Genomic DNA, 17,012 nt, shown 5'->3' on the forward strand with positions numbered 1-17,012 from the left:
AGACTCCGCCCCTGAATTGCAATGCACAAGCCGTCAGGTTAGCGACAAAGAACGACATCGACAATGTCACGTTTGCAGTTCTGGATCGGAATGAACGAGGCGAAGACACGTCAAATTGTCATCGTGCGCTCTCAACCACCCGTTCCACCAGGTCGAAGGCCCTCAGGCCATCCTCGAGGCTGCACAGGGGCTCGCCGCCGCATTGCAAAATATCCGCGAGATGGTCAACTTCGGCCTGATAGGCATCGCGATAGCGCTCCTGGAAGCCGGCGTCGCGACGGTCCAGAAATGTGCCTTGTGCCGAATCCTGGCGAACGCAGCTGATCCGGGGATCATCGCAAACGAGACGGCCGCCAGACCCGAAGACCTCAAGCCGCTGCTCGAAACCATGGACGGCCCGGCGGGTCGCCGAGATATGGCCCACGGGACCATCATCCCATTCGAGTTGCAGCGACGCGGTGTCGTGGTCCCCGATCTCGGCGAGGCCGGGATCGACGTTCCTGTCCAGGCGGGCGTGAACGTGGTCAGGCTGGCGTCCCACCAGCCAGAGGAGTTCGTCGAGGTCATGAACCACCATATCGGCGACGATGCCGCCCTGATGCGCCGTGACGTTTCGATCCGGCAAGGAGACGTCGCGGCTCAGCTGCAGGATATGTTCGATCTTGCCGATGCCGCCGGCCGCTATCCGGTTCCGGGCTTCACGCCGCATTGGATCGAAGCGCCTGTGAAATCCGAGTATGACTGGAAGGCCGGATCTGCCCACAAGGTCAATTGCCGCCTCGATGGAGGGGCGATCACGGGCGATGGGCTTTTCACACAGCGCTGGCAGACCGAAACGGACGGCCATCGCCAGATAGCTGACATGCGTGTCTGTCGGTGAGGCGATGACAATAGCGTCAGGCGCTATCGCCCCGGCGGCCATGTCAAGTGTGGAAAAACAGGATACGCCCCAGTCTGACGGCAGGCTGCTCGGAGCAAGGGGATCGACGAAGCCCGCAAGCGCCAGAGACGGGTTGCGGTGAACCGAGCGAGCATGGACGGCAGCTATTCTTCCCGTCCCCACAATGACGATCTGGTACTTGCGCATAGGTCACTTTTCGATTGATTTTCAAGCGGCAGGGATGTAGCACAAGGAAATATGAATAGCTATGCATTTGTGGGTTTGTCGAGATGCGACCTAAACGCCTGAAATTCTACGCGATCACCCACGACATCCTCGGCGACGTGTTCTGGGATGTCTTCCGCAAGGGGCTTATGGACGCCGCGGAGCGCTATGATGTCGACGTCGAGCACCTGAGACCAGGGAAATTCTCGCCCGAGATCCAGGCGGGGCTTATCGAGGGAGCCATGCATGCGCAACCCGATGGCATGATCTCCACCATTCCTCGTGTGGAGGCGGTCGACGCGCCGCTTCGAGCCGTCATCCAGCGTGGCATACCGGTCATAGCAATCAACGCCAGGGACCCACGGCCGCAAGGCGAACGCATTCCCTATCTGTTTTACATTGGCGGCGACGATACCAACGCCGGACGCCTGGCTGGCAACTATCTGATCGGAAAACTCTCGCCGAAAAGCGGCATGTGCGTGGATCATTACCTGCATGACCACATCTGCCATTCCGATCGCTATCAGGGTTTCGAACAGGCTTTCGGGGCAAGGGGCTTGAGGTCAGACCGGCTGCGTGTGCCTGGCGGCGATGCGCAAGCCTGTGCGCGGGCAGTTGCGGAATATCTGAGTGAAAACATCGGCGTTGACGCCGTCCTCACACTCGGGCCTCCAGGAGCACAGGCGGTGATTGACGCCCGTAAACTGGTCCCCCACGAACGTCAGTGGGCCCACATGACGTTCGATGTTGCCCAGCCGCAGATCGATGGCATCCGGTCCGGCGACATTGTCGCCACGATCGACAGCCAGCAGTATCTGCAGGGTTATCTGTCGGTGCAGCAGATGTGGTTGCATGTGGCGCAGGGCTTCACGATGGCTGACGACATCTACACCGGCCCGGCCATTGTCGATGCTTCCAATGTTGATGCCGCGGAAGACGGCGTGAGGCGGGGTATCCGCTGAACCGGCCTTCCGCAGATTCGCTCGAAATTGCCGGCGCACGTCCGATCCCATCGCACAGCTTCGGTCAGATCCGGCTGACCGGCTCGCGCAAACCGGTTGCCCCCGGCCTGAAGATGAACAGGTTGCCGGCCTCGATCTGGGCTCGTCTCTGTTCATGGTCGAGCAGCCGTTTGGCTGTTGTGACCGCGAGATGGTCGAGATCGGGCCCGCAGAACGCGCAGGATGTTACCTGCGTGGCTGGCAGGAGCAGCTCGTCTGTAAGGCGCCCCTGCCCCTGGTAGACGGCGATCCGCCCGCCGCCGAACTTGGCGTTCCAGATGTTGCCCTCACTGTCGGCAACCGCGCCGTCCGGTATCGATGCCAGTGCGGTATCGTCGGCAAAGACCTGGCGTCCGGCAAGCTCTCCGCTGTGCGGATCAAGACGGTAACGCCAGATCATCTTCATATGGCTGTCGGTAAAAATGACCTCGTCATCGGGAAGGAAGACCAGGGCGTTGGGAACGTGGATGCCAGACAGCAACCGGCTGATCTGGCCGGCGGGCGAGACCCGGTAGAGGCTGCCTTCGGACCGACGGCCCAGGGTCGACATCGACCCGATCCAGAAATTGCCTGCGGGGTCCGCCTTGCCTTCGTTCAGCCGGTTTGTCGGCATGCCCCCTTCAGGATGCAGGAAATATTGGTACTGCCCGCTGGCAGGACTGAAGCGGAAAAGCCCGGTCTGCGCCGCGACCAGAATTTCATCGGCGCCGAGCAGCGCCAGGCCGCCGCCCAGCGCCGGCAGCGGCCAGGTGCGTATCGCACGGGACAGCCAGTCAAGCTCGAAAAGGGTACAGCGCATGATATCTACCCAGTAGAGACGGTTCTGGCGGTGGTCCCACAACGGACACTCGCCAAGCTCCATCTGTAGCGGCAGCACTTCGATCAGCTGGGACATCGGCTCGTTCCGGTCAGACCAGTGTCTTCTGCTTCGCGCGACCTGTCTCGTAGCGCCTGCGCGCCTCGCGGACTCGTTCCAGGCCGGAGACTTCGGCGACACCGACCTCCCACCACAGGCCGGCCCCGATCGAACTGCCCCGTTTCTCGGCCTTCACCACGATCACGGCGGGACCATCGACTGCCCTGGCCTGAGCGAGCGCTTCGGCAAAGCCGTCCGGATCGGAAGCGGAAAACACCGCGCAGCCCATCGATCGCGCGTTCGCCGCGTAGTCAACGTCGAGATAGTCGCCGTCTGGCTGGCGCCCCTCGGCCGATCGGCGGCGGAACTCGTTGCCGAAATTGTCTGCGCCGGTGCTGGCCTGCTGAAGCGCCCTGATGCACTGGAATCCCCAGTTCTCGATGACCACTGTGACCAGGCGGGCACCTTCCTGAACCGCTGTCACCAGTTCAGTCGGCCCCATCAGATAGGTGCCATCTCCGATGACGACGAAGACGGTCCCCCTGTTTTCCCGTGCGATGGCAACACCCAGCCCGGCCGGTATTTCGTGGCCCATGCACGAAAAGCCGAATTCGATGAAGCACTCGCTGCCGACAGAATTGTCCCAGGCCTTCATGATCTCGCCCGGCGGCGTGCCGGCGGCGGCAATCACCACATCGCCCTTCACGGCCGCATGGTTGACCATGGCAATGATCGTTCCCTGCTTGAGGGGCGCTCCCTGCTCGTGGGAGATGGAAGCGCGATAATCTTCCAGCCATGTATCGACTGCGCCACGAACCTCGTTTCGGAAGCCGTGGGGTGTTGCGTAGCCCCTGGCCTCCAGTGCCTCACCAAGCGCTGCAAGGGCGAGTTTGGCATCAGCAACAACCGGCTCTGCACCGAGCTTGTAGGCATCCTGAGCGTTGACGTTGAGCGAGAGGTAGCGGGTCTCGCTGTTGAAATGCGACCGGGATGCCGTGGTAAAATCCGTGAGGCGCGTGCCTATTGCAATCACCAGGTCGGCCCTTTCACCAACCCGCGCGGCCGCTCCCGTTCCCGTCGTGCCGCCGCCTCCCAGAAGCAGCGATGCACCCTGCGAAACGCCCTTGCCGGCGAAGGTCTCCATGACAGGGATGCCGAAGCGGTTGCAGAAGGCCACAAGCTCGGCTTCGGCCGCGGCATATCGGACTCCCCCGCCGGCAATGATCAGAGGTCGGCTGGACTGCGCGATCATATCGGCTGCACGTGCAATCTCGTCTGCATTCGGGCTTGCCCGGCGAATGCGCCATATCCGCCTGTCGAAGAAACCTGCCGGACAGGAAAACGCCTCGCCTTGAACATCCTGCGGAAGTGAGATGGTAACGGCGCCCGTATTCGCCGGGTCGACAAGGATGCGCATGGCCTCCGGCAATGCTGTCAGCAGCTGTTCAGGGCGCGAGATCCGGTCGAAGAAGCGGGACAGCGGCCGGAATGCGTCGTTGACCGACAGATCGGCTTCGAGCGGATGCTCGAGAAGCTGAAGGATCGTTCCGGGCCTGCGGTGCGCGAAGATGTCTGAGGGGAGCAGCAGCACCGGAATCCGGTTGATCGTGGCCGTCGCCGCCCCTGTGAGCATGTTGGTCGAACCCGGACCGATCGAAGCGGAGCAAGCAAGCGTGGCGCGTCTGTTTTTTGCCTTGGCATAGCCCATGGCGGCGTGAACCATCGATTGCTCGTTCTTCGCCTGGTAGAAGGGCAGATCCTCGCCATACTCCTCAAGAGCCTCACCCATGCCGGCGACGTTGCCGTGCCCGAAGATCCCGAACATGCCGCCAATCAGACGGTCCTGCTGCCCGTCATAATCTGAATATTGCGACTTGAGGAAACGGACGACCGCCTGCGCAGCGGTAATTGAGACTGTGTGAGCCATTTTCTGTGTTCCTGAATCTTGACTAGCTATGCATTTTGGGTTCTGAGTGAGGCTGTGCTGTCGCTCCGGCGAGCCATATGACCCCTTGTAAGGCAAAAAACGATGCAAGAGAAGATGAAAATTGAAATGCTATGCAAAGTGAATCCATGACGCGCTTCGACGGCAAGGTCGTGATGGTCACCGGCGCATCGACAGGCATCGGGCTGGAGACCATACGCAGGATTCAGCGTGAGGGGGGCCAGGTTGCTGCTGCGCACAGGCGTGACCCCTCATCGGTAGATGTGGACGGCGCATTTTCGGTCTACCTCGACGTCACATCACCCGAGGGCTGGGAGCAGGCTGTCGCCACAGTCGTCGAGCGGTTCGGTCATCTGGACGTTCTGGTGAACAACGCAGGCGCGCGCGCAAGTGGAGGCGTCGAGGAGACGAGTCTCGAACTCTGGCATGAGATGATCGACACCAATCTGACGAGCGTCTTCCTTGGTTGCCGTGCAGCGGTGCCCCGGTTGAGAGCCGCAGGAGGCGGCACCATCGTCAATGTCGGTTCGATCACCGGCATTCGCGGTACCGAAAACATGATCGCCTACAGCGCATCCAAGAGCGGGATAACCACGCTGACGGCGTCGCTGGCGCTTGACCTGGCAGGCGACAGGATCCGGGTAAACGCGGTCTGTCCGGCGGCCATCGGCACGCGCATGGTGACGTCCTGGCTGGGAGCCGCCCAGGATCCGGATGCGGCCACCCAGGCGGTGGTGTCGAAACATCCTATCGGCCGGGTCGGCAGGCCCGAGGAGGTGGCCTCGGTCGTCGCCTTCCTCGCAAGCGACGACGCGAGCTTCATGACCGGCCTCGCAATCCCCGTCGATGGCGGGCGTTCCATCCGATGAACTTCAGAACAGATCCAGGAGACCAGAACGTGAAAAGCTTGAAATTCGGTATTGTAGGATCCGGCTATATGGCCAAGACCCACAGCCTGGCGCTGCGGAACATCGAAGGCTTCCTCTGGCCGAACATGCCGCGCATCGAGATGGTTCGCCTGGCCGACATCGATGCGCGACTTGCGCAGGAGAGTGCCCGCCGGTGGGGATGGGCAGAAGCAACGACAGACTGGAAACAAATTACCCGAGCCGACGACATAGACGTCGTGGTCATCATTACGCCCAATGACAGCCATGAGGAGATCGCCAGCGACGCGTTCGCCAATGGCAAACATGTCTTCTGTGAAAAGCCACTGGCCAGTTCGGCGGCCTCGGCAAAAAGGATGGCGGAGGCTGCCAGCAGATCGGGCAAGGTCAACATGGTGAATTTCGTCTACCGCTGCTGGCCGGCGGTGCAATTTGCCAGGAAACTGGTGGAAAGCGGCGAGCTCGGTGAACTGCGTCACTTCGAAGGACACTTCTTCCAGGACTACGCCAACGCGCCCGACCTGCCCTATGCCTGGCGGTTCGACAGCGCCCGGGCTGGCGCCGGTGCTGGTGGTGATCTCGGATCCCACATTTCCGACATTGCGGTCGCGCTGGTGGGTCCCATAGCCCGCGTTGCGGCATCCTCGCGAACCTATTTTCCGCAGCGGGCTGAAGGCGAGGCCATGCGCAACGTCACTGTCGACGACATGATGACCACACTGGTGGAGTTCAGGTCCGGGGCGACGGGGTCGATTCATTCATGCTGGGCCGCAACCGGTCACAAGAGTGATCTCGCCTTCACGCTGATCGGCTCCAAGGGAGCGCTGTCGTTCAGCTGGGAGCGCAACAACGAAATTCATCTCTACACCGATGCCGAGCAGAAGGATCGCAACGGCTTCCGCCGCATCATGATCGGTGGCATCCATCCCGAAGCCGAGCCTTTCTGGTACGCACAGGGACAGGGCCTGGGCTATGGCGAAGCATTCGTGATCACGGCCCGACGTCTTATTGAGGCAATCCAGAAGAACGACACTTCCGCTTCGCCAAGTTTTGCCGAAGCGGCTCATATCAACGCGGTGATAGAAGCGACGGTGAAAGCAGCTGCAACGCGGCAGTGGCAGGAGGTAGCAGGCTGAGAGATGACAGCCCTCGCCTCTCGTGGGCGGTTCGGCGCGATTTTTTTCCAGGCAATGTTGGTGAGGCTCAGGAGAGCCTTATTGCAAGACCCGACCTCATCGACTCTTCAGCTGCTTGCGCAATCTCGAGCGCTTTCAGACCGTCTGCGGCACCAGGCGACATGGCGCCTCCTTCCTCCAGGCGGTTCACGAAGTAGTCGAGCTCTCGCTGATAGGCGTCTACGTAGCGTTGAAGAAAGAAGGGCTGCGGCTTGTCGGATGACCCGCCGCCGGCGTTCCAGGCAGTGACGGGGGTAGACAAGACATTGCCGAGCTGGAGCATACCGCCCGCTCCATGGACTTCGGCGCGTTGGTCATAGCCGTAGGTGGCGCGCCAGGAATTGTTGATCGAAACGAGCGTCCCCGATGGCATCCTGAGGGTCACCATGACGGTGTCGACATGTCCGGCTGCGGCGATCCGCGGGTCCGTGCGCGCCGCGCCTACGGCATAGACGCTTTCCGGTTCCTCGCCGGTCAGCCATCGCGCCATGTCGATGTCATGAATGGTGGTTTCGCGAAGGATACCGCCTGAAGCCACGATGTAGTCCATCGGCGGCGGACCGGGATCTCGGCTGGTGAGCAGCACCAGTTCCGGAGCTCCTGCCTCGCCCTCGCGCAATCGCGAGGCCAGCGACGCGAAGCCCGGGTCGAAGCGTCGGTTGAACGCCAGCAGGAACGGTGTGCCAGCCGCCTCAACCGCGGCCACCAGCGAACGAACGGTGTCGAGATCGCGCGCCAGTGGCTTCTCGCAGAAGACGGCCTTGCCGCGCGCCAACGCCTGGTCAATCAGTTCGGGGTGGGTAGAGGCGGCGCTGGCAATGACGATAGCGTCGACGGCAGGATCATCGAACACATCGGTGGCCGAGCGCACGCGCGACTGAAATGCCTCCGCCAGGGCGCGGGCGCCCTCGGTATTCGGATCAACGATTGCGGCAAGCACCGCACGGGGATGCGCGGCGATGTTGGCGGCGTGAATCGTGCCCATCCGTCCGGCGCCGAACAGCGCCAGTTGCAGCCGCTTAGGTCCTGGCATTTGTTCTCCTTCCCGTCGGACGTGTTACTTGATGATGCCAATCTTCTCGCGATCGATCGTTATGGCGACTGCAATGACGATGACCACGCCGAAAACGATGTTCTGGTAGGCAGGATTGAGCCCGACGATGACAGTGCCGATGCGCACCAGCCCTGCGATGAGTCCACCAACCAGGGCGCAGGCAATGCCCCCTATGCCTCCAGAAATGGCAGTGCCACCAACCACCACGCCGACGATCGCGGGAAGGAGGTAGTTGTTCGCCATCGCAGGCGAGCTGTATCCGGTCTGCCCAAGCAGGAGCAGGCCGGCGACAGACGCACAGATCGCGGAAATGGCGAAGGCCAGCACCTTTACGCGCAGTGTCCTGACGCCTGACAGAAGGGCCGCCCGTTCAGAAGCACCGACTGCAAAGATCTCGCGGCCAAGACGGGTAAACCGGAACAGCGCGCCGAGGATGGCGGCCGAGATGAGAACCACGATCACTCCGTTCGGCAACCCGCCCGTGCGGCTGCCGAAGAAAGAGATGATGGCTGATGGTTGCGACAATGGGGCAGCGGTAGCGTTCGAGATGAAGTGGGTGATCCCGTAGAGCATCCCCAGCGATCCGAAGCTCACGACAAACGACGGAATCTGGGCCCGGTGGTGAACATAACCCTGTAGCGCGCCAATCAGGCCGGCAAGCACGAGCACCGCGACAAAAGCGAATTCCCCCAGGGTCGGATTGAGGATGACGAAGGCAACTGCAGCAAACGAAGCCATGGTCGCGACACTCAGGTCGATACCGCCAAGCAGGATGACGACGGCGCTGCCCATGACCAGCATGAGCAGCGGCGCGGCGTCTGTTGTCAGTCCGGCAAGTGCGCGCAGCGACAGGAGTTTGGGCTGGACCCATGCGATGGTGGAGAACAGCCCGGCAAGCGCGATTGCCGGAACAGCGATTGACCTGAGCTTGCGGGCAATTTCAATTCGCCTGATGGATGCGGTCTGTTCGCCAACCTGGCCAGCGCGAATTTCTGGACTGTCGTCAATCATACCATTGCCTCGACAATTTCTTCGGGTCTCGGCTTGCGCACGCAGAGGTCTTCAAATCTGGCCGACACTTCGCCGTCACGCATGACGACCACGGTGTCTGCCATGCCAAGCGTCTCCTCGAGTGTCTCCGAGACGAAGACGATCGCCAGCCCCTGGCGGGCGAGTTCCCTCATGACGCCGAAAAGATCGGCCTTGGCGCCAGGGTCAAGGCCACGCGTCGGATGGTCGAGGATGAGGACCTGAAGACGATCGGACATCAGCCATTTGGCGAGAGAAACCTTCTGCTGGTTGCCCCCGCTCAACCGCTCGACATATTCGACAGGTGAAGGCGTCTTGACCTTGAGCCTGTTGACCCAGGAAAGGGCCTGCGCCGTTTCCTTTTTCCGGTTGACCAGACCGCCCCGTCCCATCTGCGGGCCGAAGGTGAGGACGATGTTTTCGAGGACAGTGCGTCCGACTATGACACCCTCGAGCTTCCGCTCGGCGGGGACGTAGCCAATTCCGGCGCGAATCGCTGCATCGGGCATTGCGGATAGACCCAGTTCATGGCCGGCGACCCTGACGCTGCCAACCACGCCGTCCTCGGCGCCGAAGATGGCACGACAGAAGGTTTCGGCACCCGAGCCTGCCACGCCGGTTACGGCCACGATCTCGCGGGGCCTGACCGAGAGGGACACGTCGTGAAATCTTCCTGGCGCCGTCAGGCCGCTGACCACCAGCCGCGGCTCGACCGTATCGACTGGCCCGCGACCGCTTTCCTGATAATAGTCGTCGGAGCGTCGGGAGCCGACCATCAGATGGTAAAGTTCTTCGTGGCTCGTGGTGTCGCGCGTTTTTTCCGCGACATTCTCGCCATTGACCATGACGTGAACCCGGTCGGAGATCTCCAGGACCTCTTCCATCCGGTGCGACACGAAGACGACCGATGCGCGCGTCCGCAGCCGCCTGATCTGGCGAAACAGATTGTCGACCTCCGATGGGCTGAGTAGCGATGTTGGTTCGTCAAACAGGATCACAAGCGGCTGATCTATGAGTTCCTCGATCGCAAGCACCTTGGCGAACTCGACCATCTGCCTGTCGGGAAAGCTCAGCGTATCGACCTTGATGTCAGGAGGAATATCGCACTCAAGCTTTTCGAGCTGTCTGGCGGCCTCCCGATTGAGACCTCTCCAGTTGTAGATGCCGAAGCGGCGGTGCGACGACGGCTTGTCGAAAAAGATGTTCTCGGCAACCGTGAGATTGGGGATAAGAGACTGCTCCTGGTGGACCAGTCCGATCCCCATGCTTGCCGCGGCCAGCGGCGACCGGACCGCGGTATCAACGCCACGCAGGCGGATCTTGCCGGTGGTCGGCTGCTCCATGCCTGAAAGGATCTTCAGAAGTGTCGACTTGCCGGAACCATTCTGGCCAATGAGACCAAGAACCTCGTTGTGGCGCAACTCCACACTGACATCGTGCAGCGCACGCACGCCCGGGTAGGTTTTGCCAATGTTTGTTGCAGCGAGAACCGCGGTCATTTCACGATCCTCAGCCGCCCGCGAAGGCTCCAGTTGCCAATAACCAGGGCTGCGATGATGGTGAGGCCCTCGGCCACATGGCGCAGGTAGGGGTCGACTCCAAGCTGGATCATGCCGTTGCGCAGGACCTCGAGAATGAACACCCCGATGATCGACTGGAGTACGCCGCCCGTGCCGCCACTGAGAAGCGTTCCGCCAATCACGGCAGCACTGACTGCCGGGAACAGGAAGCCCTCGCCGGCCGCGGGATTGCCGACGGCGAGCTGCGCAGAGATCATGACGCCGCCAACGCCAGACATGAGCCCCATAAGCACGAAAGCCAGGATCTTGTGAAAGCGGACATGCTGCCCTGACTGCCTGGTGGCCTTCTCGTCGCGGCCGATGGCGTAGGACATTCGCCCGAACTGGGTATAGGTCTGGAGAAACCAGCCGAGTGCTCCAACCGCGAGCGCCAGAAAAACCAGGGCGGAAACGCCAAGGCTTTTGTCCAGCGCCAGACGCGTCAGCCTTTCATCAAGAATCTGCGGCTGCCTGCCCGGAAAAAGCAGAGTTGCCATACCCAGCCCGACAAACCAGGTTGCCAGTGTGACGATCAGGGACGGCAGCCGCAGGAATGTGTAGACGAGACCATTGACCAGGCCAAAAGCGGAGCCAAGACAGGCACCGGCCAGAACGGCCCACCAGCCCAGATCGAAACCTGTCACGGAGTTGGCGATGAGCAGCGAGACCAGCATGCTCGATGCCGCCATCACGCCTTCGATCGACAGGTCGATGGAACCCTGGATCAGAATGAAGGAGAGGCCCACGACGAGGACGACAGGGATAGCACTCGATTCAAGAACAACCTTCAGATTGCCGATCGACAGAAACTGCGCACTTGTCAGCGAGAAGAACAGGATGAGGACTGAAAGCGTCGCGACCGGACCGACTTCCCTGAGCGGAAAACGCCGCCTTGATGAAATCCTTGCCTGGCCTGCTGGCCTCCCCGCATTCCTGTGCAGGGAGGCTTCAATGGCCGCATTTTGCGTGATTGTCATGACCACCAGTTTCCAGCTTACTTGTTGGCACCGGCAGGTATCTGGCCGACCGACGCCGCCCAGAAATTGGCCTTCACCTTGTCGTAGCTATAGGCAGCCGGATCGTTCTTCTTGGTCAGGATCGCTTCGACATTGTCCTTGTTGACCAGGGTCTGCGACAGGTAGAAGTCACGCTGCTCGTTGCCCAGTCTGGAAAGGTCGATGTCGCCGGTAATTGCCCCTACCGCCAGCGCCGTGGCCGTGGCGCCCTGGACAAAGCCATCGATGTACATCGTCGAAAGCATCTCACCGGTCTTGATCAGATGCATGGCATCACTTGAGCCATCCGATCCAGTGACCGGAATTTTTCCCGCGAGGCCCTGCTCGCGCAGGGCCGCCACGGCGCCAAGCGCCATACCGTCATTCTCGGCAAAGATGCCATTCAGGTTTTTGCCGTATTTGGTGAGCCAGGCGCGTGTAATGTCCTGCCCCTGGGTCTGGTCCCAGTTGCCAACCTGAACGTCGACCAGCTTCATCCCGGGGCACTCGGCCACCGCCTTTTTCAGGCCGGAGAGACGCTGCTTGGCCGGCGGATTGTCGGGAATACCCTCCAGAGCGGCGATGTTGCCAGTGCCCTTGAGCGCCTTGCACAGTTCCATGCCATTGCGGTAGCCGGAATCCACACCATCAAACGATATATTGGCTACCCAGGCATCGGGCGCGGTATCCCAGGGATGAATCTCGTCGGGCCGGTTCCACAGGTTGACAATCTTGGCACCGGCATCGCCGGCACGCTCTATAATTGCCTTTGTAAAGGCGTTGGATGCGGGGTCGACGGCGATCGCGCAGCCTTCGCAGCCGGTCGCGAACACCGCCCCGAACTGCTCGAGCAGTTTCTGCCCGTTGAAGTCGCTGACAATGACATTGACGTCCTTGCCCTTTGATCCTGCGACTGCCTTTGCCCCCTCGATAAACGCTGCCCAGTACTCGCTGGACGCGCTCCCGACGCCCACATAGACGTTCGCGAGGTCTCCAGCGAACGAGGTCGATCCCGACAGCGACAGCACGCCGAGGCCGAGTGCTAGCTTTCTCATCAGATTCTTCAGCATGGCTTCCTCCCTGTAAACCACCCGCCACGGGCGGGACGTCATCAGCAAACGTCAATTTGCATAGCAATGCAACAAGAATCTTGCATTGCTATGCTACGCTTTGAAGCCAAGTTCGGCAGTGCTTTGTAACTAAACGGTTTTTTGTGCCGCAGGAATCTCTTTCGACGAGGTCCTATCGCCGATCCTTCTGAGGTTTTTGGGCACAGCTTTCGGGTGAAGCCACCAATTGCGCTCCTGTATGCCCGGACGCGTAGAACGATTGCGATGGAAGTGCCACACCTTGGCCTCACGCCTCGATCGTCTGACAAGGTCGCGGACCGTCAAGGCATCAGTCAGAGTCTGCATACCTTTCTGTTTTTGTTGATTTTTCTGTCATGTCATGACTGCGCCCGACAGACTATCCACGCGCCCCCCAGCCAGTTCAAAAAGAGGATTCTTAGCCGGCAACCGCGAAGATTGGATTGCATTGCTATGCAAATCATGATTTATGACGAGGCGTTGCTCGACCGGGGCGACGCAGGATGCATAGCCAGAGGATTTCCAGATGCTCGTCAAACTCGCCAACGCGCCCGTGTCCTGGGGGGTCGACTACGCCGACGATCCCAAAAACCCGGCATGGCCGCGTGTAATGGACGAGATAAGCGCCTCCGGATACGGCTATACCGAACTTGGCCCCTACGGCTACTACCCGACAGATCCTGCGGTTCTGCGGCTTGAGTTTAACCGCCGCAGCCTCACGGTAGTCGCGGGGTTCGTCTTCCAGGATCTGCACAGTCCGGAGAAGGCTGAATCCGTGCTTGATGTTGCCGACCGCACGGCCCGCCTGCTTGCTGCGGCCGGCGGCAGGTATCTTGTCACGATCGACCACATTTCACCGGAGCGCATGAACACAGCTGGGCGACGTGACCTCGCCCAGCCTCTCGGCACGCAGCGCCTCGACCATCTTGTCAGGCTGATCGATCGTATCGCCGACCTTGCGCTCGCCCATGGGGTCATGCCCGTCATCCACCAACATGCCGGTTGTTACATCGAGTTCGAGGACGAAATCGAAACCGTTCTGGCCAGGTTGGACCCGAACCGCGTCGGTATCTGCATCGATACCGGCCATATGGCTTACGCAGGCATTGATCCCGTCGCTTTCTACCGCCGGCACGCAGATCGCGTACGGTACTTCCACTTCAAGGATATCGATCCGGTCGTCCATAAACGCGTGCTTGCAGACCGCACACCTTTTCTTACCGCCATCGAACAGAAGATCTTTTGCCCGTTGGGCCGCGGCGTTGTCGACTGGGCTGGACTGGCAGCAGCTTTGCGGGAAACCGGATACGACGGGGCCGCGACAGTCGAACAGGACATCGATCCGGCCATTTCGCTCAATCCTGCGGACGATGCGCGGGCCAGTCTCGCCTATCTCCGCTCCGTCGGCTTCTGAACGAGGTGCTGAAATGATGGTGTGCTGAAGCAAGGCCGTTCATCGCTTCAGAAAGTGACCATGCTGCCGCCAAGCGGCAGTGGAGTCCGTACTGGAAGCCATCGAGCAGCGCGGCGACGAAGGTTGTTCAAAAACAATGGCGCTTCCGCAAGCATCTAGTAGCCGCCTGGTACCCTTCGTCGAAAGGTCTCAGAAGAATTCGGACTTGAACGGCACCGCGGCTGCCCCAAGCGCCTGAGCATCGCCGGCGATTTCCGAGACTATGAGCTTAGCAACTGGGCGTGGTACCCCGTATCGCGCTGGTTCAGGGGCTGCAGTCCGGGTGATGAACATCTGCGCAAGTGCGGGCGGCACCTGACCACCGAAGACGATAGCCTGAGGGTCGAAGACGCCAATGATCGCGTCAACAAGGCGATTGTATGCGGGCGCAACCTCGTCGACCCATTCATCCACCCCTGGCCAGTCCGGATTGAACTCCCTTTGCAACTGCATGATGGAATGAATTTCGATACCGCGATCGCGCAGTCTTTCGATCAGGAATTGGAGCGCCGGCCGAGCTACACCGCCCCTGAAGATCGGGCCGTATTCACCCGCGTTTCCATTTCCGCCGACAAGGAGTTCCCCGTCGCTGACGATGCCGCCGCCAAAACCGTAATTGAAAGAAAGATAGGCGAAGTTCCGAATATGCCGGCCAATGCCGAATAGCGCCTCGGCAACAGCGCCTGTACTTCCGCCGTTATGCACCCAGACAGGCATTCCGAATAAGTTGGAAAGTAACGGCCCGAGTTCGATCAGCGACCATTCGTGCAAGGGCAGTGACGCATTGTAGCGCGTTCCGCCGACATAATAACCCGCAATGCCAAGACCAATACCGAAGCAGCGTTCAGGATCGAGCTCTCGGGCGCGACGCAGATTGGCAATCTTCTCCTCAGCTTCCGCAAGCGCTTCTTCTACCGGCTGGCCATGCAGGGAAAGGCTGGCCTGCCCGAGGACTTCACCTGCCAGACTCATCAGGCAGATGCCCATGACATCGGTATTGACCGAGATGCCGCATGAATAGGCATGACTGCCATTCAGCGACAGCATCGGACTCGGCTGACCACGGCCAAGCCCACTCTTTGGCTCACCAAAGCTTATCACACCGCGCTCGCCAAGATGATCAAGGATGCGATGAATGGATTGCTGGGCGAGGTCGCTGCGGGATGTGATTTCGGAGCGCGAAATTCCGGGATGCAGCCATATCTGGCGAAGGACCCAGCGCTCGTTGGTCGACACAACGTCTCCGTGAGCCGTTCTGAGGAAGCGATGGGCGATTTGCCCGGTCGGGGAATAGTTCATGGGATCGCACTGCAAGAGGATCAGGCCCGGAGTCTACATTCAGGGAGTGAAAAAGCTTCACCGCAAATACCGTCTGCATGCGTCGATGCGGTCGGTCAACCCACTTTCCAATGCCGAAAATCGCCTGTGTGGTCCCGACGGTAGGGTATTGTCACACTTAAAGTGTCATGTTAATGTCACTCCTAAGGTGTAGTAATAAACACGTCCTGCCCCGCAAGGGGCATAACCAAAGGGAGGAATATCCATGAAGCAGCGCACGTTAGCGACGGCCGTGGCCGTGGCCATGCTCGGCACTGGAGCGGCCCAGGCGGCCGGTATCGAGTTCTGGTACGGCAATACCGGTAAGCCGGAAGAGGCCATTCAGGCTGCCTGCGCAGCATTCAACAAATCACAGGACAAGGACAAGGTGACCTGTGTCGGGCAGGGAAGCTACGAAGTGGCCATGCAAAAGGCTATCGCCGCGTTTCGCGCCGGCAATGCACCTGCCCTGCTCCAGGTCTTCGATGCCGGGACGCTTGATATCATGCTGTCGGATGCGGCGATCCCGCTTTCCGAAGCGCTGCCCGACGTCAAGTGGGATGACTACATCAGCGGCGCAAAGTCGTACTATCAGGCGTCGGACGGCCGGCTGTTCTCCCAGCCTTACAACGCCTCGACGCTGGTGTTCTACACGAACAAAACCCTGCTCGAGAAGGCTGGCGTGGCCAAGACGCCGCAAACATGGGAGGAAGTCGTCGACGCTGCACGCAAACTCAAGGCCTCCGGCGTCGCCTGCCCGTACGGCACCAATGCCGAGCCCTGGATCATCTTTGAGCAGTTTGCCGCCCGTCACGGTGAACCGATCGCGACCAAGAACAACGGCTATGGCGGGCTGGATGCTGAGTATGTGTTCAACAAGGGCCTGATCGCCAAGCACATGCAGGATCTGAAGGCGTGGCGCGACGAGGGGCTGGTCCGCCTCGACGTCGACACCAAAGCCGGCAAGTTCGTTTCCGCCTTCACCAGCGGCGAATGCGCCATGATGGAAGGCTCCTCGGGCTCCTACACCACCGCACTGGCGGGCCTGGGCGGCAGGTACGAGCTCACTGTGAGCCTGGCGCCGATGTATGCAGGCCACGAGCGCCACAATACCTTGGTGGGGGGCGGGTCGATCTGGCTGATGAAGGGCCACAGCGACGAGGAAAACGCAGCTTCAAAAGCGTTCCTGGACTTTCTGCGTCAGCCTGTGCAGCAGCTCGCTTTGACCGAGGCAACCGGCTATGTGCCGGTCACCCAGAGCGCGCTCGATAGTGTTCGGGCAAGCGGCAAGCAGGACCAGCCAGCTTTCAAGGCCGCAGCGCTGGGCATTGAATCCCTCAACGAGCCTGCGACCCCGGCAAGCCGGGGCATCCGTTTGGGATTCTACACGCAGTTCCGTGCGGGCTGGACCGAAGAAGTCCAGAAAGCCTTCAATGGCGAGCAGACGATGCAGCAAGCGCTCGACAACGCCAAGACCCGCGGCGACGAACTGCTGAAGCGCTTCGCGGCGACTTATAGCGGCGCTAAGCTCCCCTGATCGCAAAAAAT

General features: G+C 60.6%; 14 protein-coding genes. 5 read left to right on the forward strand and 9 right to left on the reverse strand.

All coding sequences use genetic code 11. The features are described 5' to 3' along the window. Positions 1-118: 118 nt before the first annotated feature. A complete protein-coding gene (locus tag NKJ89_RS04000; protein WP_352600081.1) occupies positions 119-1,087 on the reverse strand; it encodes a Gfo/Idh/MocA family protein in 969 nt (322 codons plus the stop codon). An 83-nt stretch (positions 1,088-1,170) separates the two neighbouring features. Here NKJ89_RS04000 and NKJ89_RS04005 point away from each other — a divergent pair, with 83 nt between their 5' ends. Then, the gene (locus tag NKJ89_RS04005) at positions 1,171-2,067 is read left to right on the forward strand and encodes a sugar ABC transporter substrate-binding protein (protein ID WP_352600083.1); all 897 of its coding nucleotides are present in this window, start codon (positions 1,171-1,173) and stop codon (positions 2,065-2,067) included. A 64-nt stretch (positions 2,068-2,131) separates the two neighbouring features. Here the strand turns inward: NKJ89_RS04005 and NKJ89_RS04010 are convergent, their stop codons facing one another. Together NKJ89_RS04010 and iolD are read right to left on the reverse strand one after the other, a co-directional pair. Continuing rightward, positions 2,132-3,001 (reverse strand): SMP-30/gluconolactonase/LRE family protein, encoded by an 870-nt coding sequence (locus tag NKJ89_RS04010; RefSeq protein ID WP_352600085.1) that lies wholly within the window; start codon positions 2,999-3,001, stop codon positions 2,132-2,134. A gap of 13 nt (positions 3,002-3,014) precedes the next feature. Beyond that, a complete protein-coding gene (gene iolD, locus NKJ89_RS04015) occupies positions 3,015-4,889 on the reverse strand; it encodes a 3D-(3,5/4)-trihydroxycyclohexane-1,2-dione acylhydrolase (decyclizing) (protein ID WP_352600087.1) in 1,875 nt (624 codons plus the stop codon). A gap of 146 nt (positions 4,890-5,035) precedes the next feature. Between iolD and NKJ89_RS04020 the strand changes: the two genes are divergently transcribed. Together NKJ89_RS04020 and NKJ89_RS04025 are read left to right on the forward strand one after the other, a co-directional pair. Next, positions 5,036-5,776 carry an SDR family NAD(P)-dependent oxidoreductase gene (locus NKJ89_RS04020; protein ID WP_352600089.1) on the forward strand — a complete coding sequence of 247 codons (741 nt, stop codon included), beginning with the start codon at positions 5,036-5,038 and terminating at the stop codon, positions 5,774-5,776. Continuing rightward, a complete protein-coding gene (locus NKJ89_RS04025) occupies positions 5,773-6,930 on the forward strand; it encodes a Gfo/Idh/MocA family protein (protein ID WP_352600091.1) in 1,158 nt (385 codons plus the stop codon). Before NKJ89_RS04020 ends, NKJ89_RS04025 begins: the two co-directional genes overlap by 4 nt. Positions 6,931-6,997: 67 nt before the next feature. On the opposite strand, the gene iolG is transcribed toward NKJ89_RS04025, so the two are convergent. Genes iolG through NKJ89_RS04050 form a run of 5 tightly spaced genes read right to left on the reverse strand, consistent with a single transcriptional unit; the run spans position 6,998 to position 12,676 of the window. Beyond that, positions 6,998-8,002 (reverse strand): inositol 2-dehydrogenase, encoded by a 1,005-nt coding sequence (iolG, locus tag NKJ89_RS04030; RefSeq protein ID WP_352600093.1) that lies wholly within the window; start codon positions 8,000-8,002, stop codon positions 6,998-7,000. A 24-nt stretch (positions 8,003-8,026) separates the two neighbouring features. Then, entirely contained in the window at positions 8,027-9,034 is a 1,008-nt protein-coding gene (locus NKJ89_RS04035) for an ABC transporter permease (protein ID WP_352600095.1), read from the reverse strand. Continuing rightward, entirely contained in the window at positions 9,031-10,551 is a 1,521-nt protein-coding gene (locus NKJ89_RS04040) for a sugar ABC transporter ATP-binding protein (RefSeq protein WP_352600097.1), read from the reverse strand. Before NKJ89_RS04040 ends, NKJ89_RS04035 begins: the two co-directional genes overlap by 4 nt. Beyond that, a complete protein-coding gene (locus NKJ89_RS04045) occupies positions 10,548-11,588 on the reverse strand; it encodes an ABC transporter permease (RefSeq protein WP_352600099.1) in 1,041 nt (346 codons plus the stop codon). The genes NKJ89_RS04040 and NKJ89_RS04045 overlap by 4 nt, the downstream gene beginning before the upstream one ends. Positions 11,589-11,605: 17 nt before the next feature. Then, complete coding sequence (locus tag NKJ89_RS04050; RefSeq protein WP_352600101.1) at positions 11,606-12,676, reverse strand: sugar ABC transporter substrate-binding protein; 1,071 nt, start codon at positions 12,674-12,676, stop codon at positions 11,606-11,608. 544 nt (positions 12,677-13,220) lie between these two features. On the opposite strand from NKJ89_RS04050, the gene NKJ89_RS04055 reads away from it, so the two are divergent. Next, the gene (locus NKJ89_RS04055; protein WP_352600103.1) at positions 13,221-14,108 is read left to right on the forward strand and encodes a TIM barrel protein; all 888 of its coding nucleotides are present in this window, start codon (positions 13,221-13,223) and stop codon (positions 14,106-14,108) included. Positions 14,109-14,297: 189 nt separating this feature from the next. On the opposite strand, the gene NKJ89_RS04060 is transcribed toward NKJ89_RS04055, so the two are convergent. Then, positions 14,298-15,446, reverse strand: coding sequence for an ROK family transcriptional regulator (locus NKJ89_RS04060; protein ID WP_352600105.1), 1,149 nt, complete (start codon positions 15,444-15,446; stop codon positions 14,298-14,300). A gap of 244 nt (positions 15,447-15,690) precedes the next feature. Here NKJ89_RS04060 and NKJ89_RS04065 point away from each other — a divergent pair, with 244 nt between their 5' ends. Beyond that, positions 15,691-17,001: an extracellular solute-binding protein gene (locus NKJ89_RS04065; RefSeq protein ID WP_352600107.1), complete on the forward strand. Its 1,311-nt coding sequence runs from the start codon at positions 15,691-15,693 to the stop codon at positions 16,999-17,001. Positions 17,002-17,012: the final 11 nt, after the last annotated feature.

This window comes from Mesorhizobium sp. M0047 (assembly GCF_040323315.1).
Classification (GTDB): domain Bacteria; phylum Pseudomonadota; class Alphaproteobacteria; order Rhizobiales; family Rhizobiaceae; genus Mesorhizobium.